This is a genomic window from Mesorhizobium sp. WSM4810 (assembly GCF_055811235.1).
In genome coordinates, this window is record NZ_JBVVQV010000004.1 from 15,370 (window position 1) to 40,358 (window position 24,989).

Annotated in this window: 25 protein-coding genes and 1 other RNA gene; 16 read left to right on the forward strand and 10 right to left on the reverse strand. The window is 63.3% G+C overall.

Translation table 11 applies throughout. The features are described 5' to 3' along the window. Positions 1-4: 4 nt before the first annotated feature. Positions 5-2,701 carry an ATP-dependent helicase gene (locus AC0L3O_RS07300; RefSeq protein WP_128174149.1) on the reverse strand — a complete coding sequence of 899 codons (2,697 nt, stop codon included), beginning with the start codon at positions 2,699-2,701 and terminating at the stop codon, positions 5-7. A 208-nt stretch (positions 2,702-2,909) separates the two neighbouring features. Here AC0L3O_RS07300 and AC0L3O_RS07305 point away from each other — a divergent pair, with 208 nt between their 5' ends. Beyond that, on the forward strand, positions 2,910-3,815 hold the full coding sequence (locus tag AC0L3O_RS07305; protein ID WP_128174147.1) for a dienelactone hydrolase family protein: 906 nt from the start codon (positions 2,910-2,912) through the stop codon (positions 3,813-3,815). Here AC0L3O_RS07305 and AC0L3O_RS07310 read toward each other — a convergent pair whose 3' ends face one another. Then, positions 3,816-4,721: an EamA family transporter gene (locus AC0L3O_RS07310; protein WP_128174145.1), complete on the reverse strand. Its 906-nt coding sequence runs from the start codon at positions 4,719-4,721 to the stop codon at positions 3,816-3,818. An 89-nt stretch (positions 4,722-4,810) separates the two neighbouring features. Here AC0L3O_RS07310 and AC0L3O_RS07315 point away from each other — a divergent pair, with 89 nt between their 5' ends. Further along, the gene (locus tag AC0L3O_RS07315; RefSeq protein ID WP_128174143.1) at positions 4,811-5,296 is read left to right on the forward strand and encodes an Lrp/AsnC family transcriptional regulator; all 486 of its coding nucleotides are present in this window, start codon (positions 4,811-4,813) and stop codon (positions 5,294-5,296) included. A 247-nt stretch (positions 5,297-5,543) separates the two neighbouring features. Here the strand turns inward: AC0L3O_RS07315 and AC0L3O_RS07320 are convergent, their stop codons facing one another. Continuing rightward, positions 5,544-5,741, reverse strand: coding sequence for a hypothetical protein (locus AC0L3O_RS07320; RefSeq protein WP_027153754.1), 198 nt, complete (start codon positions 5,739-5,741; stop codon positions 5,544-5,546). Positions 5,742-5,857: 116 nt separating this feature from the next. Continuing rightward, complete coding sequence (locus AC0L3O_RS07325; protein WP_473615249.1) at positions 5,858-6,364, reverse strand: thioesterase family protein; 507 nt, start codon at positions 6,362-6,364, stop codon at positions 5,858-5,860. 201 nt (positions 6,365-6,565) lie between these two features. Here AC0L3O_RS07325 and AC0L3O_RS07330 point away from each other — a divergent pair, with 201 nt between their 5' ends. Next, positions 6,566-7,978, forward strand: coding sequence for an FAD-binding oxidoreductase (locus AC0L3O_RS07330; RefSeq protein WP_473615250.1), 1,413 nt, complete (start codon positions 6,566-6,568; stop codon positions 7,976-7,978). Between the two features lie 94 nt (positions 7,979-8,072). Then, a complete protein-coding gene (locus tag AC0L3O_RS07335; RefSeq protein WP_473615252.1) occupies positions 8,073-12,095 on the forward strand; it encodes an AsmA family protein in 4,023 nt (1,340 codons plus the stop codon). Positions 12,096-12,115: 20 nt separating this feature from the next. Here AC0L3O_RS07335 and AC0L3O_RS07340 read toward each other — a convergent pair whose 3' ends face one another. The 4 genes from AC0L3O_RS07340 to AC0L3O_RS07355 form a co-directional block, all read right to left on the reverse strand. Next, positions 12,116-12,343 carry a ribbon-helix-helix domain-containing protein gene (locus AC0L3O_RS07340; RefSeq protein ID WP_023798778.1) on the reverse strand — a complete coding sequence of 76 codons (228 nt, stop codon included), beginning with the start codon at positions 12,341-12,343 and terminating at the stop codon, positions 12,116-12,118. A 20-nt stretch (positions 12,344-12,363) separates the two neighbouring features. Next, positions 12,364-12,609: a DUF4169 family protein gene (locus tag AC0L3O_RS07345; RefSeq protein ID WP_128167101.1), complete on the reverse strand. Its 246-nt coding sequence runs from the start codon at positions 12,607-12,609 to the stop codon at positions 12,364-12,366. A gap of 18 nt (positions 12,610-12,627) precedes the next feature. Beyond that, positions 12,628-13,161, reverse strand: coding sequence for an SspB family protein (locus AC0L3O_RS07350; RefSeq protein WP_023798780.1), 534 nt, complete (start codon positions 13,159-13,161; stop codon positions 12,628-12,630). 118 nt (positions 13,162-13,279) lie between these two features. After that, complete coding sequence (locus tag AC0L3O_RS07355; protein WP_473615253.1) at positions 13,280-13,969, reverse strand: TetR/AcrR family transcriptional regulator; 690 nt, start codon at positions 13,967-13,969, stop codon at positions 13,280-13,282. Positions 13,970-14,122: 153 nt separating this feature from the next. Between AC0L3O_RS07355 and AC0L3O_RS07360 the strand changes: the two genes are divergently transcribed. Beyond that, complete coding sequence (locus AC0L3O_RS07360; RefSeq protein ID WP_473615254.1) at positions 14,123-15,328, forward strand: multidrug effflux MFS transporter; 1,206 nt, start codon at positions 14,123-14,125, stop codon at positions 15,326-15,328. A 148-nt stretch (positions 15,329-15,476) separates the two neighbouring features. Here AC0L3O_RS07360 and ssrA read toward each other — a convergent pair. Next, positions 15,477-15,833, reverse strand: a transfer-messenger RNA (tmRNA) gene (ssrA, locus tag AC0L3O_RS07365). A 171-nt stretch (positions 15,834-16,004) separates the two neighbouring features. Here ssrA and AC0L3O_RS07370 point away from each other — a divergent pair. The 6 genes from AC0L3O_RS07370 (at position 16,005) to AC0L3O_RS07395 (ending at position 20,520) form a co-directional block, all read left to right on the forward strand. Further along, complete coding sequence (locus tag AC0L3O_RS07370) at positions 16,005-16,316, forward strand: DUF2853 family protein (RefSeq protein ID WP_473615256.1); 312 nt, start codon at positions 16,005-16,007, stop codon at positions 16,314-16,316. Between the two features lie 199 nt (positions 16,317-16,515). After that, the gene (locus AC0L3O_RS07375) at positions 16,516-17,310 is read left to right on the forward strand and encodes a thymidylate synthase (protein ID WP_023798784.1); all 795 of its coding nucleotides are present in this window, start codon (positions 16,516-16,518) and stop codon (positions 17,308-17,310) included. A gap of 159 nt (positions 17,311-17,469) precedes the next feature. Next, entirely contained in the window at positions 17,470-18,264 is a 795-nt protein-coding gene (gene modA / locus AC0L3O_RS07380) for a molybdate ABC transporter substrate-binding protein (protein ID WP_287343268.1), read from the forward strand. A 13-nt stretch (positions 18,265-18,277) separates the two neighbouring features. Beyond that, positions 18,278-18,982: a molybdate ABC transporter permease subunit gene (modB, locus tag AC0L3O_RS07385; RefSeq protein ID WP_473615257.1), complete on the forward strand. Its 705-nt coding sequence runs from the start codon at positions 18,278-18,280 to the stop codon at positions 18,980-18,982. Then, positions 18,979-20,091, forward strand: a complete 1,113-nt coding sequence (modC, locus tag AC0L3O_RS07390; protein ID WP_287343269.1) for a molybdenum ABC transporter ATP-binding protein — start codon at positions 18,979-18,981, stop codon at positions 20,089-20,091. Before modB ends, modC begins: the two co-directional genes overlap by 4 nt. Positions 20,092-20,178: 87 nt before the next feature. Next, on the forward strand, positions 20,179-20,520 hold the full coding sequence (locus AC0L3O_RS07395; RefSeq protein ID WP_023798788.1) for a winged helix-turn-helix domain-containing protein: 342 nt from the start codon (positions 20,179-20,181) through the stop codon (positions 20,518-20,520). 27 nt (positions 20,521-20,547) lie between these two features. On the opposite strand, the gene cobF is transcribed toward AC0L3O_RS07395, so the two are convergent. After that, a complete protein-coding gene (gene cobF / locus AC0L3O_RS07400; RefSeq protein WP_287228243.1) occupies positions 20,548-21,321 on the reverse strand; it encodes a precorrin-6A synthase (deacetylating) in 774 nt (257 codons plus the stop codon). Positions 21,322-21,390: 69 nt separating this feature from the next. Here cobF and AC0L3O_RS07405 point away from each other — a divergent pair, with 69 nt between their 5' ends. From AC0L3O_RS07405 to hflK, 5 genes are all read left to right on the forward strand, one after another. Next, on the forward strand, positions 21,391-21,546 hold the full coding sequence (locus AC0L3O_RS07405; RefSeq protein ID WP_473615259.1) for a hypothetical protein: 156 nt from the start codon (positions 21,391-21,393) through the stop codon (positions 21,544-21,546). Then, positions 21,543-21,929 (forward strand): hypothetical protein, encoded by a 387-nt coding sequence (locus AC0L3O_RS07410; RefSeq protein WP_473615260.1) that lies wholly within the window; start codon positions 21,543-21,545, stop codon positions 21,927-21,929. The genes AC0L3O_RS07405 and AC0L3O_RS07410 overlap by 4 nt, the downstream gene beginning before the upstream one ends. A gap of 241 nt (positions 21,930-22,170) precedes the next feature. Then, a complete protein-coding gene (locus AC0L3O_RS07415; protein ID WP_128177747.1) occupies positions 22,171-23,178 on the forward strand; it encodes a DUF4424 domain-containing protein in 1,008 nt (335 codons plus the stop codon). After that, entirely contained in the window at positions 23,178-23,696 is a 519-nt protein-coding gene (locus AC0L3O_RS07420) for a dihydrofolate reductase (protein WP_023798791.1), read from the forward strand. The genes AC0L3O_RS07415 and AC0L3O_RS07420 overlap by 1 nt, the downstream gene beginning before the upstream one ends. 142 nt (positions 23,697-23,838) lie before the next feature. Beyond that, a complete protein-coding gene (gene hflK, locus AC0L3O_RS07425; RefSeq protein WP_473615262.1) occupies positions 23,839-24,954 on the forward strand; it encodes an FtsH protease activity modulator HflK in 1,116 nt (371 codons plus the stop codon). Positions 24,955-24,989: the final 35 nt, after the last annotated feature.

The following is a 24,989-nucleotide window of genomic DNA, read 5'->3' on the forward strand; positions in this document are numbered from 1 at the left end:
ATATTCACACCCCGGTGACAAACCCGTCCAGCACGCGTTTCTGGCCGGCCTTGTCGAAGTCGATGGTCAGCTTGTTGCCGTCGATGGCCGAAATGTTGCCGTTGCCGAATTTCTGGTGGAAGACGCGGTCGCCGACATTGAAGGGGGATGGCGTGTCGGCGACGGATTTGGCGACCAGCTCGCCGTCGATGGTGCGGCCCTTGATCGAGGTGCGGCCGGCACCATAGCCACTGTCGGTCTCGCCATAGCCGATGCGCTCGACCTGGTGGCCGGAGCGCGAGCCCCAGTTGCGGTCGGTCGCCTCGGTGCGGTTCTGCTGCGCGCGCTGCCAGCCCGGCGTTGCATAGGTGCTGGAGAAGGCGCCGGATTTTTCTGCGCCGACATTGTCGAAGCGCGACGCGCCGTAAGGATTCTGCCGTCCTGCCGCCTGGCCGCCCCGCCCGGAGGCGAAAGAGCCGCCGCCATAGGCATTGCCGTAGCCGCCATAGGAGCTGCCGCTCTCGGCGACCTCGACATGGGCTTCCGGCAATTCGTCGAGGAAGCGCGACGGGATCGTCGATTGCCACAGGCCGTGGATGCGGCGGTTGGAGACGAACCACAAATGCAGGTTCTTCTTGGCGCGGGTCAGCCCGACATAGGCCAGCCGCCGCTCTTCCTCCAGCCCGGAGCGGCCGCCCTCGTCGAGCGCGCGCTGATGCGGGAACAGTCCTTCCTCCCAGCCGGGCAGAAAAACCGTCTCGAATTCGAGGCCCTTGGCCGAATGCAGCGTCATGATGTTGACGGCGTCGAGCTCGGCGTTCTGCTCGGCGTCCATCACCAGCGCTACATGTTCGAGGAAGGAGCGCAGCGATTCGTACTCCTCCATGGAGCGGATCAGTTCCTTGAGGTTTTCCAGCCGGCCGGGCGCTTCTACCGAGCGGTCGTTCTTCCACATGTCGGTGTAGCCGCTCTCCTCCAGGATGGTCTCGGCCAGCTCGGTGTGCGGCGTGGTCTCCAGCGCCTTTTGCCAGCGCTCGAAATTGGCGGCAACCTCGCGCAACGCTGCGCGCGGCTTTGGCTTCAGCTCGTCGCTCTCAGCGAGTTTTTCTGCAGCCTCCAGCATCGGGATGCGCAGCGCCCTGGCGGTGTCGTGAATCTGGCGGATGGTGGCTTCGCCCAGCCCGCGCTTCGGCACGTTGACGATGCGCTCGAAGGCGAGGTCGTCTGCCCCTTGCGCGACGACGCGGAAGAAGGCCAGCGCATCGCGGATTTCGAGGCGCTCGTAAAAGCGCGGGCCGCCGATGACGCGATAGTTGAGGCCGAGGGTGACGAAGCGGTCCTCGAACTCGCGCATCTGGAAGGACGCGCGGACAAGAATGGCCATGTCGTTGAGATTGTGCTTCTGCCGTTGGTAGGCCTCGATGGTTTCGCCAACGGCGCGGGCCTCTTCCTCGGAATCCCAGGCGGCATGGACATGCACCTTCTCATTGTCCTCGGCGATTTTTTCGGTGAACAGCGTCTTGCCGAAGCGGCTTTCATTGTGGGCGATGAGGTGGGAGGCGGTGCCGAGGATGTGCGCGGTGGAGCGGTAGTTGCGTTCCAGCCGGATGATGGTGGCGCCGGGGAAATCCTTGTCGAAGCGCAGGATGTTGTCGACCTCGGCCCCGCGCCAGCCGTAGATGGATTGATCGTCGTCGCCGACGCAGCAGATGTTTACTTTGTTTTCGCTCACGGGCTGTTCCGCGCCTGCCGGCGCGGGCCCGACCCCCCTTTTTTGCGCGCCTTCGGCGTCGCGGGAGGGGACTCGCAACGGCTCGGACGCCCGATCGGGCTTGCGGCCTTCGGCCGTTCGCAAATCCGTTGATGTTGGAGCTCGCCCAGCACCCGGCCGCTGGGCCAGCAGGCGCAGCCACATGTATTGGGCGGTGTTGGTGTCCTGGTACTCGTCGACGAGAATGTACTTGAAGCGCTTGTGGTATTCCTTCAGCACGTCCGGATTGGCGCGAAAAATGCGGATCGGGTGGCACAGAAGATCGCCGAAGTCGCAGGCGTTCAGCGTCTTCAGCCGCTCCTGATAGGCCTTATAGAGCTCACGGCCCTTGCCGTTGGCGAAGGCGCGGGCGTCGCCCTCGGCAATCTCGGCGGGGCCAAGCCCCTTGTTCTTCCAGCCGTCGATCATCTGGGCGAACTGCTTGGCCGGCCAGCGTTTGTCGTCCAGTCCTTCGGCCTGGATGAGCTGCTTGATCAGGCGCACGACGTCGTCGGTGTCGAGAATGGTGAAGTCGGATCTGAGCCCGGCAAGTTCGGCGTGGCGGCGCAGCAGCTTCACTCCAATCGAGTGGAAGGTGCCGAGCCACGGCATGCCTTCGACATGGCCTTCGCCGATCAGCAGGCCGATGCGCTGCTTCATCTCGCGCGCCGCCTTGTTGGTGAAGGTGACGGCGAGGATCTGCGACGGGAAGGCCTTGCCGGTGGCGAGGATGTGAGCGATGCGGGTGGTCAGGACGCGCGTCTTGCCGGTGCCGGCGCCGGCCAGCACCAGAACCGGACCCTCGGTGGTTTCCACCGCCAGCCGCTGCTCGGGGTTGAGCCCGTTCAGATAATCGGGCGCATTGGCATGGCCGCTGCGGGCAGCCATGGCGCGCGCAGCAATGCCCGACGGGGTCACGGGCCGCGCGTTCGGTTCATCAAAAAAAGGCATATCTTCCGAAAAGCCGGACATCTCCCCCGAATGTAGTGATTCGGCAGCGAAAGGCCAGAAGTGTCTCCGTTTTGTTCTCTGTCCAGCGCCGGAACCTACAAATGGGTATATTTAACCCACCGACGTCGTGGAGCACTGCATGCTGGGCCTCACTGATCCGTGACTGGACCGTGCGGGCTTCTACCCTATCTTGCGCGGCGGACATGTTCCCGAAGCCGAGGAGAGCGCCATGACAAAACCGAGCCCTGCCAGCCCCGCTGTCACCAGACCCGCCATTACTCAGGCGATGATCGACGCGTATGACGAATACACGCATCTGACGCTCGACCGGCGGGGCTTCATGGAACAGTTGACCAGGCTTGCCGGATCAGGTGCGGCCGCCGCCGCAATCGCACCGCTGCTGGCGGCGAATTCAGCCCGGGCGGCGATTGTTGCCGGGGACGATTCACGCGTGACGGGCGAGGACATCAGCTATCCCGGCAGCGGTGGCGAGATGAAGGGCTATCTGGTCAAGCCGGCCGGCCAGTCCGGCAAGCTCGGCACCGTCATCGTCGTGCATGAGAACAGGGGGCTCAACCCGCATATACGCGATGTGACGCGGCGCGTGGCGCTGGAAGGCTTCGTTGCGCTGGCCCCGGATTTCCTGTCGCCGCTCGGCGGCACGCCGGCCGACGAAGACAAGGCGCGCGAGCAGTCTTCCAAGCTCGATCCGGCGCAAACCACTGACAATGCGGTCGCAACGGTCGCTTTCCTCAGGGGCCGCGAGGATGGCAACGGCAAGGTCGGCGCGGTCGGCTTCTGCTGGGGCGGCGCCACGGTGAACACACTGGCTGCCAATGCGCCGGATCTGGCTGCCGCTGTCGCCTATTACGGCATGCAGCCGAAGGCCGAGGATGTGCCGAAGATTAAGGCGGCGCTGCTGCTGCACTATGCCGGGCTCGACACCCGCATCAATGCCGGTATCGACGCCTTCAGGAAGGAGCTCGATGCAGCCGAAGTCGAGTACACGATCCATGTCTATGAAGGCGCCAATCATGCCTTCAACAATGACACCTCGGCGGCTCGCTACGACAAGAACGCGGCGGACCTCGCCTGGGGCCGGACGATCGCCTTTCTCAAGGAGAAGCTTGCCTGATCAGGCATTTGCCGGTTTGTGAAAAGCGACGCCGGCCACCACCAGCGCGATGCCGATGCAATCGGTAAGGCTGGGTATCTGGCGGAGCACAATGACGCCGATCAGCGTGGCGGTGACCGGCAGCAACGACAGCATCAGCGCGAAGCTCGATCGCGGCAGCCGCGACATGGCAAGCTGGTCGCAGATATAGGGGATGACCGAGGAGCAGATGCCGACGCCGATGGCGGCGATGAGCAGTGGCGGCGCCGTGAAAGCCGGCAGCGCATCGGTGAAGCCGATCGGCAGCACGATGAGGCAGGCGACCGCCATGGCGGCTCCCAGGCCGGCGATGCCGTCGCCAGCGCCGGCGCGGGCAACGCGATGGCCAAGCATGATGTAGCCGACGAACAGCGCGCCGTTGAGGAAGGCCCAGAACAGGCCGACCGGGTCGCTTGACCATTTGACGTCGATCAGCAGCAAGGTGCCGATAACGGCAACGGCAAGCGCTGCGAAATTGCGCGGACTTCTGACGCCGATCAGCGCAACGCCGATGGTGCCGACGAATTCGATCGCCGCGACCAGCGAGATCGGCAGGCGGTCGAGCGCCAGGTAGAAGGAGCAATTCATCACGCCGAGGCAGGCGCCGAAGGCGAGAAGCAGCAGTCGTGTCGGCCGGTCGGCGCGGGCGAAGACCGTCCACGGCCGAGTCAGCGGCGCAAAGACAAGGGCGGCCGTGACGATGCGCAGCCAGGCCATGCCGAGCACGCCGACATGCGGGAAAAGCAGCACGGCGAAAGCCGGCCCGAGATAATGAAACACAGCGCTGACGCCGAACCAGACATGCGGCGGCAGCGATGTCGCCAGGCTGCCAAAGACAGGGCCGCCGAGGGCTGGGATAGCAGCTGGGGCTTGCGCTTGATCATCCATATGATCATTATCGCAGGAAGATTTACCTGTTTATATGGGCAATGGCCAATCAAAGAGATCGTTTATTCTCCTGAACAAAGGAGTTTTTCCTGAAACGCATTCGAAACGAAAATGCTAATCTGGATGCGGCGGATCTGAAAATCCTGCGCCTGCTGGAAAAGGATGCGCGCACCAGCACTGCTGAACTGGCGCGCTCGGTCGGCCTGTCGGCGCCGAGCGTGGCCGAGCGCATCAAGCGGCTGCAGGAGAGCGGTGTGATCGAGGCCTATACTGTGCGGATCAACCCGGCCGCGCTCGGCATGAAGCTGTCGGCATGGCTGCGGATCAGGCCGGTGCCCGGGCAGTTGGCTGCGGTCGCCGAGATCATCCGCGACTTGCCGGAAATCGCCCAGTGCGATCGGGTGACCGGCGAGGACTGTTTCATTGCGCTGGCGCATGTCGGCTCGGTGGCCGAACTCGAACGGGTGATCGACCGCATCATTCCGTTTGCGATGACCAACACCGCAATCATCCAGTCGTCGCCGGTGGTGGCGCGTTCGCCGCTGGCGGCAGTGTTCGTCAATACATCAGCTTAACTGGAAAAAGTCGCGCCGCCCCTCATCGCCCTGCCGGGCACTTCTCCCCGTATAGTGACGGGGAGAAGGACGCTGTCATCAATGGTTTCGCCAATTTGCGGGCGTTGCTGAAAGAGCGCCGAGGCTGCGGCAAGCTCCCTTCTCCCCGTCTCTATACGGGGAGAAGGTGGCGGCAGCCGGATGAGGGGTGGCGCAAACGCCCCCGAAAAATGCGACCGGAGGACGAGACCATTTCTTTCCGCACCGATCAGGCGTGGCCGCGCTTCATCCGTGCTTGCTTCAGGATGGCGCGCCAGCGGATCATGGCGAAAGGGATCGGCTCGTTGTTGTTGGCGATGGAAAAAATTTCGTAGTTGAGGTTCTTCAGCGATCGCCAGAAATCGTAGTCGCTGATGCGTGGGTCGGCCGCCAGCCTGTCCGCCTCGACCTTGATGTCGGTTTTCATGCACGTTCCCCGAACCGCTTCAGCCCCCGCCGCCCGTATCGCAACTCGTCTTCGACCGTCGTACTGAGTCGTTCAACGCCTCAATTCGGCTTGTTCACGTTAAAACCCTGGTAAGGTTAACGGCGGTCTGACTGCGGCTCAAGCGTCTTGCGACGAATACCGATCGAACGGCCGGCGCGCTCAGGCATCGGCAACGCCGCATGAGCGGCGCGCATGACTTCGACCTTGGCCAGGACATCGGCCGGGAAGGGCGCCACCTTCGGTCCGGACATGTCGACATGCAGCGACAATGATTCGGACGTGGCAGCGAGCCAGCCGTCGACATGGCGGATTTCCTGGTAGGCTCTCAGCCGCTTGTCGTCATGGTCGAGCAACTGGAACGAGACATCGACCTCGTGGTCGAGATGCAGCTCCCTGACATAGCAGACATGGACTTCCGCCGTGTAGATGGTCAGCCGGCGCTGCTTCGCGTAATCCAGCCCCATCCCCATCATTTCGAACGCTTGGTCGGAACAGCGGTCGAACAGCACGTTGTAATAGGCCATGTTGAGATGGCCGTTATAGTCGATCCAGTCTTTTTCGATGGCCATGGGAGCAGAGGCGAAGGGGGCGGCGGTGGACATCGAAAACTTCCTTCTGGCTGGACAGGACGTGGTCGGGGAGACTAGAGCGACGTGCGTCCAATTGGACGCACAAAGTACGCTCTAGCACATTGAATCTTCGCATCGTGCTTTCCGAAAATCGATTTCGATTTTCGGGCCGATGCGATAGGCATCCATAAGTCCATAACAAGGGTGGACGCTGGTCCATTCGCGGAGGAATAGATGGCTCTGAGCGACCTCAATCCGGTCGAGCGCAACGAAGAAGGCATTGCCGCGGTGCTCGGCATCCTCAAACAGCGGCTCGGCGAACGGTTCCAGACCGGCCAGGCGATCCGCACCCAGCACGCGCATACCACCACCTACATTCCAACCCAGGCGCCGGATGGCGTGGCGTTTCCAGATACGACACCGGAGGTGCAGGAGATCGTCTCGGCCTGCGCCGCGCACCGCGTGCCGGTGATCGCCTTCGGCGTCGGCTCTTCGCTGGAGGGCCACACCAACGCGCCGGGCGGCGGCATTTCTGTCGATACGTCGCGGATGAACCGCATCCTCGCGGTCAACCCGCAGGATCTCGATTGCACGGTTGAGCCCGGTGTGACGCGCGAGGATCTCAACCGGCACCTGCGCGACACCGGCCTGTTCTTTCCGATCGATCCGGGCGCCAATGCATCGCTCGGCGGCATGGCGGCGACGCGGGCGTCGGGCACCAATGCGGTGCGTTACGGCACGATGCGCGAGAATGTATTGTCGCTGACGGCGGTGATGGCCGACGGCGAGACGGTGACGACCGGCAAGCGCGCAAAAAAGAGCTCGGCCGGCTACGATCTGACGCGGCTCCTGATCGGCTCCGAAGGCACGCTCGGCATCATCACCCAGCTGACACTTAAGCTGCAGGGCATTCCGCAGGCGATTTCCGGCGGCGTCTGTCCGTTTCCCAGCGTCGAGGCGGCCTGCAATGCGGTGATCGCGACAATCCAGATGGGCATTCCGGTGGCGCGCATCGAACTGGTCAATGCGCTGCAGATGCGGGCGATGAAGAGCTATTCGAAACTCGACTATCCCGAAAGCCCGTGCCTGTTCGTCGAATTCCATGGCAGTGATGCCGGCGTTGCCGAGCAGGCCGAAACCTTCGGCACGATCGCCGAAGACTATGGCGGCGGACCATTCCTGTGGACCAGCGTCGCCGAGGAACGGACGAAGCTGTGGAAGGCCAGGCACGACGCCTATTGGTCGTCGCTGACGCTGCGGCCGGGCGCCAAGGGGCTGTCGACCGACGTTTGCGTGCCGATCTCGCGCTTTGCCGAATGCGTTACGCAAACCGAGGCCGACATCGCCGAGATGGGGCTGATCGCGCCGATCGTCGGCCATGCCGGTGACGGCAATTTCCATGTGCTGGTGCTGATGGACGCGGACGATCCGAAGGAAATCGAGCAGACGGAAGAGTTTGTCGCGCGGCTGAACATGCGGGCGATCGGCATGGATGGAACCTGCACCGGCGAGCACGGCATCGGACAAGGCAAGATCGGCTTCCTGCGCCATGAACTCGGCCACAGCGTCGACATCATGCGCACGATCAAGCAGGCGCTCGATCCGCAGAACATTATGAACCCTGGGAAGATACTGCCGGCCGACTAAAGTCTTTTGCTTTTGGGGCGATCGATTTGCCTCTTTATCGACACGCTGATGCGGGTAGAGTGCGGCTGATTTTCAATCAACTGCTTGGGGGTTGATGCTCGCACGCTTGTTCGTGATCTTCGGTGGCTTTTTCGTGCTGGTGCTGTGTGCGGCGCTGGTGGTGCCGTATTTTATCGACTGGACGGGCTACCGGGCCGATTTCGAGCGCGAGGCGAGCGCCATTCTGGGCCGCAAGGTCACCGTTCAGGGCGATGCAACGGCGAAATTGCTGCCGTTTCCCTCGGTGACCTTCTCGAATGTCACTGTCGCCGGCGGCCCCGGCGGCCGGCCGGCAATGACCGTCGAGACCTTTTCGATGGATGCCGAACTGGCGCCCTTCCTGAGCGGCGAGGTGCTGATCTTCGACATGCGGCTGGTGCGGCCGAAGGCGACGATCGACATTGCCGCCGACGGCACGGTCGACTGGGCGATACGCCCGTCCTCGCCCTACGATCCCAGCCAGATCTCGATCGAGAAGCTGACGGTGACCGACGGAGAGATCGCGCTGCGCCATGCCGCCGGCGGCCGCAGCCATCGTCTTTCCGAGATCAATTCGACAATCTCTGCCAGATCGCTGGCCGGACCCTGGCGGATGGATGGTTCGCTGCGGCTCGACGGCCTGCGCAGCACGGTCGTCGTCTCCACCGGCAAGGCCAGTGGCGACGGACAATTGCGGCTCAGGCTCAAGGCCGACCCAGACGCCTATCCGCTGGTCATCGAAGCGGATGGCAATGCCGGCATTGTCGACGGGGCCGCGATCTATTCGGGCCAGTTCAGGGTCACAAGCTCTGACAGGAATGGCGCCGACAAGCGTTTGCCACAGCTTGACGGCACCGACGGTGAGAAGGCCAGCGCCGGCAAGCCGGAACCGGGGTTCAGGCTGAACGGCAAGTTCTCGCTCGACCACCGGAAGCTTGGCGTCGACGAATTCCGCTTCGAGACCGGGCCACTCGACAATCCCTACACCGCCGACGGCAAGGCTGCCGTCGACCTTGGGCCGAACCCTCGCTTTTCAATCGAGGCCGATGGCGCTCAGGTGCAGTTCGATGAAGCCGTCGGCGCCGCGACCGGACTGACGCTGTCAGAGCGCGTCGCGGCGTTGGAGCAGGCGCTGCTCGCCCTGCCCAAGCCGACCATACCGGGCACCGTCGAGGTGAAGCTGCCGGCGGTAGTGGCCGGCGACACGACGGTTCGTGACGTGCGCCTTTCCGCCGAGCCGGCCGATGCCGGCTGGTCGGTGAAGTCGCTGGGCGCGACGCTCCCGGGCCGTGCCAGGCTGGAAGCAAACGGCATGCTCAGTCTCGAGGATCAGTTCGGCTTCAGCGGTTCGCTGCTTCTGGCCGTGGGGCAGCCTTCCGGCTTCGCCGCCTGGGTGTCGAAGGATGTCGACGAGGCGATCCGCCGGCTTCCGGCCGCCGGCTTCAAGGCCAAGGTCGACCTGTCCGGGAACCGCCAGGCCTTCAGCGACCTCGAACTCGTTCTCGGCAAGGCGAAATTTTCCGGCCGCATCGATTCCAGCCAGGGCGAAGACGCCAGGCCGTCGGTGCTGATGCGGCTCGACGGTGGCGAGCTCGACGTCGACGGGCTCGCCGCCTTCGCCTCGATCTTCATCAGCGACAAGGGCGCCAACCGATTTTCCGACCGCGACCTCGATTTCCAGATCAAGGCCGGGCCGGTCAGCGCCGGCGGACTGACCGCCGATACGGTCGATACGGCGCTCAGGCTGCGCGACGGGCTGCTTGAAATCGACCGGCTCTCGGTCGGCGGACTTGCCGGCGCCTCGATCAGCGCCACCGGCCGGATCAAGGATTTCCCAGCGAGCCCGACCGGCAAGCTCGATGCCTCGGTGGTCGCCGTCGATCTCAAGCCGTTGGTCGATGTCGCGGCGAAGCACTATCCCGACAATGCCGTGCTGAAAGGGCTGGCGGGGCGTGTCGCCGCCTATCCCGAGCTGTTGCAGAATGCGCGCATCGATCTGGTGACAAGTGCCGCCGCCAATGGCGACGGCACGACGGGACTGGCGGTCAGCGCGCAAGGCAGGGCAGGCGGCTCGGCGTTTTCAGCATCGCTGTCCGGCAAAGGACTGGCCGATCGGCTTCTCGAGGCGCCGGTGTCGTTGACCTTCAACGCCAGGAATACCGATGCCACCGCGCTTCTGGCGCTTTACGGCCTGCCGGCGCTGCCGCTCGGCATGCTTGGCGAGGCGACCACTGATGTTTCGGCGAAAGGCACGCTTGGCGGCGGCATGGCGACGAGCTTCAACCTGACCGGCGACGATTTCAAAGCCGGTTTCGACGGGACGATCGCCAGCGCGCCACAAGGCGCCACCGCCAAGGGCAAGATCAGCCTGGAAGCCGCCGATATCGAGCCGTGGCTGATGACGACAGGCGTCGGACTGCCGGGCCTGGGGACAGGCATGTCGACTTGGCTTGCGGCCGACGCCGACTTCGGCAACGGCCGTCTGGTGCTGTCCAGCCTCAGCGGCGCCATCAACGAGGCTGCGGTTTCCGGCGACCTCAATGTCGGCGTCGCCGACGGGCTGCCGCATCTTGCCGGCGCGCTGGCGCTCGATGATCTGGATCTCGACCCGATGGCGGTGGCAGTGTTTGGCGACCAGGCCTTTCTGGGCTCCGGCAAGGCTTGGCCGGCCGCCCCATTCAGCCAGAAACCCATCCTGCCGTTCACCGCCGAACTCGAGTTGACCACGGCGTCGCTGGTCGCCGGCCCGTTGGCCACGGCCTATGACGCGGCGCTTTCGCTGAAGCTCGACCACGAAGGCATCCGCGTTTCGGACCTCAAGGCAAAGTTCGCCGGCGGCGCGCTTTCCGGACTGTTCGAGCTGAAGAACAATGACGGCACCGGGTTTTTCTCCGGCCAGCTGAAACTTGCCGGCGCCGATCTGGCCACCGTGCTGCCAGAGACTGGCATCAGCGGAACCGGCGATTTCTCGGCGGCGCTCTCGACCAGTGGCAAATCGGTCGATGCGATGGTTGCGGCGCTGTCCGGTTCCGGCACGGCGGCGCTGAAAGGCTTGACCATTGCCGGCGTCAATCCCGACGCCTTTGGCGCCGTCATCGCCAAGGCCGACGCCATTGGGCGCGATATCGACGCGGCCAAGACCGCCGGCTTCGCGCCGCAGATCGCCGCGGATGGCAGTTTTCCGGCTGGGGATGCCGACATCGCCTTCACAATCGCCGGTGGCACGCTGAGGGCGCCGCCGGTCAATCTTGAAAATCCGGCGGCGACGCTGTCGGCCGACATCACGGCGGACCTGAAGGCCAGCAAGGTCGCTGCCAGTGGCTCGATCATTTATCGGCCCGGCGACGAAGCGCTGGTCGGCTCCGACCCGACCGTGAATTTCAGCGTCGACGGACCGTTCGGCGCCGCGAAGCGGCGATTCGACAGTGAGCCGCTGGCGCAGTTCCTGACCCAGCGCGCGCTGGAAAAGGAGCAGCAGCGGGTCGAGGCGATGCAGGCGGCGCTGCTTGAAAAGCAGCGGTTGCGGCGCGAGGTGCGTTACTACGCGGCCCTGCAAGCCGAGCGCGACAGGGCAGCCGAAGAATTGCGCAGGCAGCAGGAGGCGGCGCGGCTGAAAGCCGAGGCGGATGCCAGGGCGAAAGCCGAAGCCGAGGCAAGAGCTCAAGCCGATGCGGAGGCGAAAGCCAAGGCTGATGCGCAGGCGAGGGCTGAAGCCGAGGCTAAAGCCGAAGCCGAGGCGCAGGCGAAGGCTGAAGAGGAGGTTAAAGCCAAGGCTGAAGCCGAGGCCAAGGCTAAGGCGGATGCCGAAGTGAGAGCCAAGGCGGCGCAAAAAGCGGCGGACGAGGCGGCGAAGGCCGAGGAACAGCGACGCCGGAAAGCGGAAGAGGCGAGGCGGGCGGAAGAGGCGAGGCGGATCGCTGCGGAACAAAAGGCAAGGCTCGACGCCGAGCGCAGGGCCGCCGCCGAGCAGGCGCAGAAAATCGAGCGGGCGCGTCAGCCGCCGGCCAATGACAACCCGCCGCCATCAGGACCCGCGCCAAAACCCACGCTTGAACCCTCGTCGATCGACAATCTGCTGAAGTCGCTGGGCGGCGGATAGCCCCTAGCTAACCATCCGGGCTAGACCGGTTTCATCCCTCGCTTCGCCCAATCCAGGACGTAGAGCCTGAGCGCCGAGGACAGGTTGGCATCGCGCGGCCGGGCCTCGTCGATTTCGGCGACGAGGGCGGCGAGAGTCAGTTTGCGTGCGGCGGCGATGGCGACGAGATCGTCGAAAAACGGCTTTTCGAGCGAATAGCTGGTGCGATGGCCGCGAATGGTCACCGAGCGTTTCTCGACCGGGCTCACCGGACCTGACTCATTTCACTTCAGGCATCGGACTTGTCCGAAAACCCCGCCGCATTTTTCGGTCTGACTTCAGGACAATCCGCATCGCCCGAGGTTTCGCGGCGATGGCCGGCGACAAATCTTTCTGCCTTGTCGGCGATCGAACGGTCACGCTCCCGGTCGGCCTTGGAGCGGCCGTGCAGCGCCCGGTTCTGTTCGGCCAGGCGCTCCTGCTCGGCTCGTGCCTTCTGCTTGCGGGCCTGGCGGAGGTTGACGATGTCGGCCATGTCGCGCGGCCCGTCGGATCACTTCTTGCGGAAGGCGTCGAGCGACACCACTTCGGCGCCCTTGGCGGCGGCGTCGGCTGCGGCCGGCTTCTTTTCGGCCTCAGCGGTCTTCTTCTTCTCAGGCTTTTTCTCGGCGACGACGGCCAGCGGTTCGGAAGCGGGCTTGCCGGTCAATTCCCCTTCTGCCGAGGTTTCCGTCTTCACGTCGAATTCGAGCTCGAAATTGACGGACGGGTCGTAAAAGCCGCGCACGGCCGAGAACGGGATTTCCAGCTTTTCCGGCACGTCGGAGAAAGACAGCCCGACCTCGAAGCCGGTGTCGGTCACCTTCAGGTCCCAATACTGGAACTGGATGACGATGGTCATCTGTTCGGGATAGCGCTCGCGCAAGCGGGAAGACACGCGCACGCCGGGGGCGCCGGTCAGGAAAGTGATGAAGAAATGATGGTTGCCGGGGAGGCCGGTGCGCGCGACTTCGGCCAGGACCTTGCGCATGACGCCGCGCAGTGCCTCCTGGGCCAGAATGTCGTAGCGAATGTGGTCGTCGGCCATGTCGCTGTCGGGTTCCGTTGAATCGTCCGCATAGCTGTAATCAAGCTTGAGCGCGGCGTAAACCGGATATAGATGCCGGCAGCACAGATGCGAGAGGGCATGCCTCAGATTTTATCGCTTAGGCGCCAGCGAGCGCGCTGTGCTTTTGCGCATCGGCCGCCGGCTGCCGCTTGGCGAAGGCGCGCAGGAAGGTGCGCACGCCATGTGTCGCGGATTGCAGCACTTCATCATCGGTCGGCGTGCCGCCGAGCATGAAGGTCGTCTGCAATTCGGCATTGGCGAGGGCCTGGAACTGGCGCGCCGCGACATCGGGGTCCTCGATGTCGAGGAAACCGGCATGGGCGAGGCGGGCGAAACGGGCGGCGATCGCCGGCCATGTCCTGCCCGGTCCCAGTTCGCGCCATTCGCCAAACAGCTCGGGATAGCGCTCGCCCTCGGTCTGGATCAGCTTGCGCAGGAACTTTCCGTCGCGGCTGCAGATACAGTTGCGGGTCATGCGCACGGCGAAGGCGATCAGATCGGCCTCGAGATCCTTCGGCTGGTCGGGAAAGGTTGAAATGGTGGCGAAGATGCCGGCATTGCAGCGCTCGGTGAGGTCGCGGACGATGGCGACGAAGAGTTTCTCCTTGTCGCCATGGTGATTGTAGATCGTCTGGCGCGACACGCCGGCCTCGGCGGCAATCATGTCGATATTGGCGCCGGCGAAGCTTTCGCGGCAGAACACCTCGCCGGCAGCGTCCATAATCGAGGCGCGCTTTGCCTCATGGCCGCGTGGCGGGATGCTGTCAGGAGAAACGTCGTGCTTCATGAAAACTATATATAGGTGATTGACGAATTAGACAAGAGTGTCTAAATTTATGGACTTAGATTTAGAGGAATTCCCCCTGCAGGAATTCCACGGGATGGGACGTCCCAGGATTACACGCCGGTCGGCAAACCAGATTGAAAGAAGCCCGCTATCATGAATCCCCAATTCCTCCGCATCGCGGTTGTGCTCGGCCTGTTGTCGGCCATCGGTCCGTTCGCCATCGACATGTATCTTCCGGCGCTGCCTTCGATCGGCGCAGATCTGCAGGCCAGCACCGCAGCCGTGCAGATGAGCTTGCTGATCTTCTTTCTGTCCATGGGTTTTGGCCAGATCGTCGTCGGACCGATCTCCGACATGGTCGGGCGCAAGCTGCCGCTCTATGGCGGCCTCGCCCTGTTCATGGTCGGCGGCATCGGCTCGGCGCTGGCGCCCTCGGTCGAATGGCTGATCGCCTTCCGTTTCCTGCAAGGGCTCGGCGCCAGTGCAGGCATGGCGGTGCCGCGCGCCATCGTGCGTGACCTGCACACCGGCACCGAAGCTGCCAAGCTGATGTCGCTCCTGATGCTGGTGTTTTCGGTGTCGCCGATCCTGGCGCCGCTGACCGGCAGCGTCATTATCGAGAATTTCGGCTGGCGTGCCGTGTTCTGGACGGTGACCGGTGGGGCGGTGCTCGCCACCATCCTGCTGGCGACCTCGCTGAAGGAGACGCGGCCGGTCGAGGCGCGTGCAGGCAGTTCGTTCGGCACCGCGCTGTCGGCCTATCGCTTCCTGATCGGCGACCGCAACTTCCTTGGCCTGGCGGCCATCGGCGGCTTCGGGCTGGCGAGCTTCTTCGTCTATCTGTCGAGCTCCTCCTTCATCCTGATAGAACACTACGGGCTGTCGCCATCGGTCTACAGCGTGTTCTTCTCGATCAACGCGGTCGCCTTCATCGGCATGTCGCAATTGACGGGAACGCTGTCCGAAAGGTTCGGGCTGAGGCCGGTGGTGCGGGTCGCGGTGGTCGGCTATGCGACGACGATGGTGGTGCTGTTCGCGGTGATGGCGTCCGGCGTCGATCGGCTCGACGTCATGGCGGCGCTGCTGTTCGTCGGCTACGGGTTCCTCGGCCTGGTGATCCCTGCGACTTCGGTGCTGGCCCTGGAGGAGCATGGCGCGATCGCCGGCACGGCCTCGGCACTGATGGGCACCCTGCACTTCGCCATCGGCGCGGTCGCCATGGGCATCGCCGGGGTGTTCTTCGACGGCACGCCGCTGCCTATGGTGGCCGGCATCATGCTTTGCGCGGTGATCTCGTTCACGCTGGCCAAGGTGACGCTCGGCCGCGGACGGCAGGTTGTCGAAGCGCCGGCAGAATAGATGCTTTCCAGTGAGAGCAATGAAAAAGGCCGGGTCAGTCCCGGCCTTTTTCGCGTCTGGGCGCGGCCGCGCGGCCAGCAAGCCTGCTGCCGTCACAGTATCGAGGTGAGATGGGGATCGGAGGGAAAGTTGGAATCGAAGCAGGAGAAGTGGAGGTTTCTGTTGCCAGGTACCTCCGAACCCCGCCTAGAAGTGCGAACCACTAGGGCTTGATTTGAAGCTGTCGCACCGCTTACGCGGCGAGACGTGCTTCCGCATAGTTGTCGTTGGCAACTATAAGTTCAGCCCGATAACGGTGGTACAATGCCGGGCAAAAGTACGATCTTTACACCTTCGTCGATCCTATTTCGCCCCCAGCAAAAGCCGCTCTTCGCAGAGCGGTTTTTGGTGGAGGCGCCGGGTACCGCCCCCGGGTCCGAACGGCTTATTTCATCGCCTGTTTATCGCCATAGTCGGTCGAGCCGACGAAACAGATATAGGGACCGATCGTGAAAAATGAAAGGCCTCAATGATGCTTTGTCCGCTGTCTCAAACAGCATCGCCAAAGGCTTGACTTGTCAACGCTCTCAACCGAAGCTTTGCGGCGGTGAGGAGTTACCGACTAGCGCACATTTTGCGGCAGCGCGCCACAACCCTCATCGACTGGATCTCGTGGCGCCGACGAGGGGAAAATTTGATGGCCGATTATCTCGCAGACGTGAAGAAGTACGACGCCGCGGCGGATGCCGACGCGGTCGCCAAGATCGTGAAGCATTTGGGCATTGCGCTCAGGAATCGTGATTCCTCGCTGGTCTCCTGCACGGATCCCGACGAACTTGGTCGCGTCAAGGCCAGCTGGGTTGCCAAAAAGCTTGGCGTCGACGACGGCAGCAAGGCGGACGCCGCCATCGAAAAGACCTGCAATGCGATGGAGGCCGATAACACCAAGAGCCGGGTGACCTTTTATTACCTGGTTGCCAAGGAGCTGGGCAAGCTCGCCAGCCTCTAAGGATCGCATGTCAATTTGCGGATGCTGACGCGGGCAGCTCTTTCTCCCCGTCACTATACGGGGAGAATTGCCCGGCAGGGCAATGAGGGGCGGCGCAAACGACCGGTAAGAGAAAGCGACTCTGGTGCCGTTTTGACATATTCGGCCGGCAGCCAGTCGGTTATGATTGCCTAACCCGAATCGAGCCCCCGAATCGCCGATGCGCCAATATCTCGACCTCTTGAAGCACGTGCTGGAAAACGGCGCCGATCGCGGTGACCGCACCGGCACCGGAACGCGCTCGGTGTTCGGCTACCAGATGCGCTTCGACCTCGCGCGCGGCTTTCCGGTCACCACCACCAAGAAGCTTCACCTGAAGTCGATCGTGCATGAACTTCTGTGGTTCCTGGCCGGCGACACCAATATCAAATATCTCAACGACCACGGCGTCTCGATCTGGGACGAATGGGCCGACGAGAATGGCGACCTCGGCCCGGTCTACGGCAAGCAATGGCGCTCCTGGCCGGACGGCCATGGCGGCGCCATCGACCAGATTGCCAATCTCTTGAAGGAGATACGCAAGAATCCTAATTCCCGACGGCTGATCGTTTCGGCGTGGAACCCGGCCGAAGTGGAAGCCATGGCGCTGCCACCCTGTCATTGCCTGTTCCAGTTCTATGTCTCGGAAGGCAGGCTCTCCTGCCAGCTCTACCAGCGTTCCGCCGATATCTTTCTCGGCGTGCCGTTCAACATCGCTTCCTATGCGCTGCTCACCATGATGGTGGCGCAGGTCACGGGGCTGAAGCCCGGCGATTTCGTCCATACGCTGGGCGATGCGCATCTTTATGCAAACCATTTCGAGCAGGCGCGCGAACAGTTGCAGCGCACGCCCAAGGCGCTGCCGACGCTATGGATCAATCCGGAGGTGAAGGACTTTTTTGCCTTCCGCTTCGAAGATTTCCGGCTGGAAAACTACCTCGCCGATGCGACGATCAAGGCGCCCATCGCGGTGTGAGCCGCAACATCGGGCTTTTTGCTTTGTCTCAAATTGCTCGCAGTGCCGTCGGCGGGCTATTGGGCTAAGTCAGGCAAAAAGCCTTCCCTTGTTATATTCAGGCGGATATATCGACTGGCAGGGTCGCGCCGATCGGATTTCAAGCTCCGGGAGAGTTTCATGCTGGTGCGCAAGGGTTTCGGATTGAAGGCGGCCGCCATTGGCGGTCTTGCGATATTGATCGCCGCCATGCCGGTTGCCCATGCCGATGACAGGCTGATCGTCTTTGCCGCCGCAAGCATGAAGAACGCACTGGATGCAGTGAACACCGCCTGCGCCGCCGATGTCGGCGAGGCGGCGACCATTTCCTATGCGGCAAGCTCCGCATTGGCCAAGCAGATCGAGGGCGGCGCGCCGGCCGACGTCTTCATCTCGGCCGATCGCGACTGGATGAACTATCTGTCCGACAAGAAGCTGACCAAGCCGGGTTCCGAGGTGAAATTGCTCGGCAACCAGATCGTGCTGGTGGCGCCGAAGGATTCGACGGTCGAAACCAGGATCGAAAAGGGTTTTGATCTTGCCGGGCTGATCGGTGACGGCAGGCTTGCCATGGGCGATTTCCAGGCGGTGCCGGCCGGCAAATATGGCAAGGCGGCGCTTGTATCGCTCGGCGTCTGGTCCTCGATCGAAGACAAGTTGGCGCAGGCCGAGAACGTGCGTGCCGCGCTCAAGCTGGTCTCCACAGGTGAGGCAGCGCTCGGCCTCGTCTACGCCACCGACGCGCATGCCGAGCCCGGCGTCAAAGTGATCGGCACCTTCCCACAGGATTCGCACCCGCCGATCGTCTACCCGGTTGCCCAGATCGCGGATTCGAAGGACAAGCATGCGTCGGCATTCCTAAAGTGCCTGCAATCCGCCAAGGCAGGCGAGCTCTTCAAGGCGCAAGGTTTTACGGTCCTCACGCCGAGCAACTGAGGCACGCCAAAAGATGGATTGGTTGCTGGACCTCACTCCCGACGAATGGAACGCGGTCCGGCTGTCGATCAAGGTGGCGACAGTGGCGATGGTCGCCAGCCTGCCGCCCGGCATATTGATCGCGCTTGTGCTTGCCCGTGGCCAATTCTGGGGCAAGACGCTGCTCAACGGGCTGGTGCATCTGCCGTTGATCCTGCCGCCGGTGGTTATCGGCTATCTGCTGCTGCTCTCCTTCGGCAGGCGCGGCCCGGTCGGGGCGTTTCTGGCCGAGCATTTCGGCATTGTCTTCTCCTTTCGCTGGACAGGTGCCGCATTGGCCTGCGCTGTCATGGGCTTTCCCCTGATGGTGCGGGCGATCCGGCTGTCGATCGAGGCGGTCGACCGCAGAATCGAGGCGGCGGCCGGGACACTTGGCGCCAATCCGTTCTGGGTATTCGGGACGATCACGCTGCCGCTGATCCTGCCCGGCCTGATTACCGGCGCGATCCTGTCTTTCGCCAAGGCGATGGGCGAATTCGGCGCAACGATCACTTTCGTTTCCAACATCCCCAACCAGACGCAGACGCTGCCGTCGGCGATCTACACGTTTACGCAGGTGCCGGGCGGCGATGCCGGTGCGCTCAGGCTGACGCTGATCTCGATCATCATCTCGATGGCAGCACTTGTCGCATCGGAGGTGCTGGCGCGGCGCGTCGGCAGGCGGATGGATGTCGAATGACGGTTGTGGTCGACATCAGCCATCGGCTTGGCGACTTCGAGGTCGACGCCCGCTTCGAGAGCGCCGGGCGGCTGACCGCGCTGTTTGGGCCCTCGGGCTCCGGCAAGACGACGCTGATCAACATGATTGCGGGCCTGATCCGGCCGGACAAGGGGCTGATCGAGGCCGACGGCCGCGTGCTGGTCGATACGGATGCGGGTCGGTTCGTGCCCAAGCACAAGCGCCGCATCGGCATGGTGTTCCAGGACGCGCGGCTGTTTCCGCATATGAGCGTGGCCAGCAATCTGCGCTACGGCCGCTGGTTCACGCCGACGGCGGAACGCTATGCGGACATCAAAGCGGTGGTCGACCTGCTCGGCATCGGTGCTCTGCTCGACCGGCGGCCGGCAAAGCTATCCGGCGGCGAAAAACAGCGCGTGGCGATCGGCCGGGCGCTGCTCGCCAGCCCGAAACTGTTGCTGATGGACGAGCCGCTGGCTTCGCTTGACGAGGCCCGCAAGGCAGAAATCCTGCCTTACATCGAGCGGCTGCGCGACGAGACGAAAATCCCGATCGTCTATGTCAGCCATTCGGTCTCGGAGGTCGCGCGGCTGGCAAGCGACGTCGTTGTGCTGGCGCAAGGCAAAGTCGCTGCTTGCGGCCCGACCGGGGCGATCATGCAGCGGCTCGACCTGTTGCCGGCGGAGGAGCGCGGCGAGGGCGGCGCGGTGCTGGATACCGCGGTGCTGCGCCACGACAATGTCTTTGGCATGACCGTGCTCGGCTCGGTGGCGGGCGAGATCCGCGTGCCGCTTCTGGCAGTGCCGGTCGGTGCGCCGATGCGCGTTCGCATCCGTGCCCGCGATGTGATGATCGCCACCGAACAGCCGACGGGTCTCAGCGCGCTCAACATCTTGCAGGGCACGATCGTGACGATGGCGCCGGGCGAGGGCCCCGCGGTCGAGATCGGCATCGACTGCCATGGCGCAACCGTGCTTGCCCGGATCACCGAGCAATCGCGACAGACGCTGAAACTCCGGCTTGGTCGAGAGGTCTACGCGGTGGTCAAGACGGTTAGCTTCGACCCGGCGAATATGAGTGCCGGCCTGCCACTCGAGGCCGATGGATGACCCGCGGATGATTGTCGCTATATCATTTTGGAATAGCGGTAGCGCCGGAGAGCTTCTAGGATGGATGGCGGGACTGCGGAGGAGCAAATGCCGTCGCTGAGCTTGCGGATAAACCTCGATCCAGAAGGGCGCATCGGGCCGGGCAAGATCGAGCTTCTGGAGCAGATCGCCGCCTTCGGCTCGATCTCCGCGGCGGCGCGCGGCATGGAAATGTCCTACAAACACGCCTGGGATCTGGTCGAAGACATGAACCGGGTGTTCGGCAAGCCGCTGGTCGCGGCGCAGACCGGTGGCAAAAAGGGCGGCGGCGCGCAGTTGACTCCGGCGGGGCTTGCGGTGGTCAGCCGCTTTCGCGCCATCGAACGGGCAGCGGCTTCCGCGGCAGCGGCGCATTTGGAAGCTTTACAGGCGGAGATCGATGCCGGGTGAGGTCGATGGAACCTGTATTGGCGGAGCCTACTCCTCCGGCTCGCCGGGCTTGCGCAGCAGATAAGTGTCCATGATCCAGCCTTTTTTCCGACGCGCCTCGTCGCGAGTCCTGACGATCTCGTCGCCGACGTCGCCAAGGCGGCCGGAAATGAGGATCTCGTCGGGCGTGCCGAGATAAGCGCCCCAGTGGATAAGGAGGTCGTTGTCGTCCAGCGTGTTGAAGGCGCATTTGCCGTCCAGCATGACGACAGTGCTGCCGGCATTGTCGGGCAAGCCTTCCTCGGTGAGCCGGCGGCCGGTGGTGATCTGAACCGCATCGCCGATGCGGTTCAGCGCCATCTTGTGGCTGGCGGCGAGCGCCTGGACGGCAGTGATGCCGGGGATCACCTCGAGCTCGAACGCGACATTGCCTCTCATGCGCACCCGCTCCAGGATGCGTAGCGCGCTGTCGTAGAGCGAGGGATCGCCCCAGATCAGGAACGCACCGCAGCCATCTTGCGAAAGCTCGTCGCGGATCAGGCTTTCATAGATCGCGGCGATCGCCTCGTGCCAGTCATCGACGGTCGAGCGATAGGAGGGCGTTGGCTCGGCCCGCACCGGCACGTCGAATTCGACCCGGCGCGAGTCTGGATTGGTGACGAACCGGTCGCAGATCTGGCGGCGCAGTTCTGCGAGATCGTTCTTTCTGGCGCCCTTGTCGGGAATGAACAGCACGTCGGCGCGGTTCAGGCCGTCGACCGCCTGCACGGTCATGTGGTCGGGATTGCCGGCGCCGATGCCGATGACGAGAAGCTTGCGCATGGGCGAACTCCTGCCCGATCGGAGCGTCGCTGTCCAGACAGGCCCGGAGGGTGGGGATGGCAGACGGGCATGGCATGTGGGCACTTGCGCACGTCGTCGGCACAAAGACCCCAGCAGTCCTACGACCGCGCCGAAATGCTTGAGGAGCGCACCAAAATCATGCGGGCATGGGGCGACTACTGCACGGGCGTTTCGAACGTCGTGCTTCTGCAGGTGGCGGCATGAGCACCGCGATGAAAATTCGGCGAGCGCTGAAAAGTCGAGAGGGTAGACGGGGGCGTTATGGCCGCAAGGCTTGTGTTTTTATGGACATCTCTTCCCAAGGGGTGGTGATGGCGGGTAGATGGCAGCGGCAGAGAGTGTGCTATTGGGTTGAGCTGGTCTGGGGAGCACCAATGTGGAAAAGAGAGCAAACTGAGTTGCAAAAAAGAATTGAACTCCAATTCAAAGAGGACTTCCGCGTCGATCCATTACACCCCTTGGAAAGCAGCGAACGTTTGCGGCGGGCGTACGAGAAATACGGGCTCACTCCAATTCTAAAACGTGGGATCGCTGCGATGTTTGTTCTGATGCTCGGGTTGGTCATTTGGGAAGCCCTCCGTCACTGACCCCGCCCCGCGCTCCGTGACCGCTTGATTGACCCGTCGCGCTCCTGTGCGGCAGTTTTTGTTTCATAGAGCGTACTTTGTGCGTCCAACTGGACGCACGTCGCTCTAGCCGTTTCAATGTGGAGTTTCAAAGCCCTTCCGCGCTTAGCACCTCAAATCCTCGCATCGTGCTTTCCGAAAATCGATTCCGATTTTCGGGCCGATGCGATAGACTCATCGGCATCTCGCCCAGGGAGCTTCCATGTTCCGTTATGTCCTGACCGCCGCGCTGGCGCTTTCGGCCACGCCCGTGTTCGCCAATGATTCGATCGCCGAATTGGGGACGGGCGGCCTGATCCTGTCGCGCAGCGACGCGGTCGCCATGGAAAGCGAGGACCTCTACATCTCGCCGGAAAAGGTGACGGTCGACTATGTCTTCCGCAACAACACCGACAAGGATGTCGATGCGATCGTCGCCTTTCCGATGCCTGACATCGAAGGCGATCCGAACGAGATGCCGGCAATTCCCGACGGCCAGAGCGATAATTTCCTCGGCTTCGAGGTGACCATAGACGGCGTGGCGGCAAAGCCGCAGCTCGAGCAGAAGGCATTTGCGCTCGGCATCGACATCAGTGCCGATCTCGAGTCGCAGAACGTGCCGTTCTACCCGTTCGGCGATGCGGCCAGGGCGGCATTGGCGAAGCTGCCGCAAGCGGTTGCCGACGACTGGGTCGACCGCGGCCTCATCATCGAGGACACCGCCGACGACGGGTCTGGCATGAAAACCGTCTATGTGCCGTTCTGGCAATTGCGCTCGACTTATTGGTGGCGCTCGACCTTTCCAGCCAACAAGGCAGTCCGCGTCGCCCATCGCTACAAGCCCAGCGTCGGCGGCACCTCCTCGGTCAGCTTCTTCTATGACGGCCAGTTCCAGGGCCAATACGCCGCCTACAAGACCCGTTACTGCATGGACGGCACGTTCGAGAATGCGATTCGCAAGGCGGCGAAGGGCACTCCCGACGGCACGCCGAGATATTTCGAAAACCGCATCGCCTATGTCCTGACCACTGGCGGCAACTGGGCGACTGGCTCGATCGGTAAGTTCAAGCTGACCGTCGACAAGGGCGATCCGAAGAACCTGGTCTCGTTCTGTGGCGAAAACGTCAGGAAAGTCGGGCCGACGCGTTTCGAGATGACGGCAGAGAATTTCTACCCTGAGCACGACATCGACATAATGCTGCTGGTACCTTCGGGCGGGAGCGGCGGCTGATGGACGTCGCGATCTATGTCGCCATCGCCGAAAACGGTGTGATCGGGCGCGATGGCGGTTTGCCGTGGCGGCTTTCCAGCGATCTCAAGCGGTTCAAGGCCGACACGATGGGCAAACCTGTCATCATGGGTCGCAAGACCTATGAAGGCATCGGCCGGCCTCTGCCGGGCAGGCTCAATATCGTGGTGACCCGCGACAAGGCCTGGCGCGCCGAGGGCGTCGAAGTCGTGCATTCGCTCGACGAGGCGATCCGCCTGGCGAAGGTGCGCGGGCGCTGCATGGCCGGCGCCGACGAAATCTGCGTCATCGGCGGCGGCGAGATCTATGCCCAGGCGCTGCCGCTGGCCGACCGCCTGCATGTCACCCATGTCCTTGCCGCGGTCGACGGCGACGCGCATTTCCCGCCGATCGACCCGGATTTGTGGCGCATCGGCCGGTCGCAGGACGTTCCGGCCGGTGAAAAGGATAGTCATGCGACACGCTATTCGGTTTACGAGCGACGCCGCGACGTGCATTGAAAGACGGTAAAGGGTCGCGACGGTCCAAAACGGACGGTGACGACGACCGATCGCGTTGAAAGCGCGCCGTCGCATCCCTATAGAAGAACAACACCGGATTTTGCGTCGTCAGGCCGGCGCGTGAGGGAGCGAAAGGACATTTATGCCCTGGAATGACAAAAGCGGCGGAGGCGGCGGCCCATGGGGCGGCGGCAACAATCCAGGACCCTGGGGGCAGGGACCAAAGGGGCCTAGTGGTCCGCAGGGCTCGCCTCCCGATCTCGAAGATATCATCCGGCGCGGCCAGGACAGGTTGCGGCGTGCTTTGCCGGGTGGCGCTGGCGCCAGCCCAGCCGTGTTCGGATTGATCGCGGCGGCGCTTTTAGCGCTGTGGGCGTTCAAGGCGGTCTATACCGTGCAGCCCGACGAGGTTGCGGTCGAACTCAGATTCGGCGTGCCAAAGGCAGAGTTCTCCCAGCCCGGCCTGCATTTCCATTGGTGGCCCATCGAGACGGTCGAGACGGCCGTCATTGCCGAACAACTCGTCAACATCGGCGGCGGCACGGCCTCCGGCAACGGTTCAGGGCTGATGCTTTCGGGCGACCAGAACATCGTCAACGTCCAGTTCTCGGTGGCCTATCAAGTCTCCGATCCGAGGGCCTATCTGTTCGACGTGTCCGATCCCGACGGCATGCTGCGCCAGGTCGCCGAAAGCGCCATGCGCGAAGCGGTCGGTCGGCGGCCGGCGCAGGACATCTTCCGCGACGATCGCGAGGGCATTGCAGCGTCCGTGCGCGAAATCATCCAGACGACGCTGGACGGCTACAAGGCCGGCCTGAACGTCAACGCGATTTCGATCGAGGATGCCGCACCGCCGCGCGAAGTGGCCGACGCCTTTGACGAGGTGCAGCGCGCCGAACAGGACGAGGACAAGTTCGTCGAGCAGGCCAACCAGTATTCCAACCAGAAGCTCGGCCAGGCGCGCGGCGAGGCCGCACAGATCCGCGAGGAGGCGGCCGGCTACAAGAACCGGGTCGTGCAGGAGGCCGAAGGCGAGGCGCAGCGCTTCATCTCGGTCTATGACGAATACGCCAAGGCGCCGGATGTGACGCGCCAGCGGCTTTATCTGGAAACGATGGAGAGGGTTCTGAAGGATTCCAGCAAGGTCATTATCGAGCAAGGCAGCGGACCAGGGGTCGTTCCCTATCTGCCGCTGCCGGCATTGCAGCAGAAGGCGCCGGCGCCGGCGCCCGCGCCGGGGGGGGGAGGAAAACAGTGATGGCCAAACCGCGTACCATCAACGCCGGCATCGCC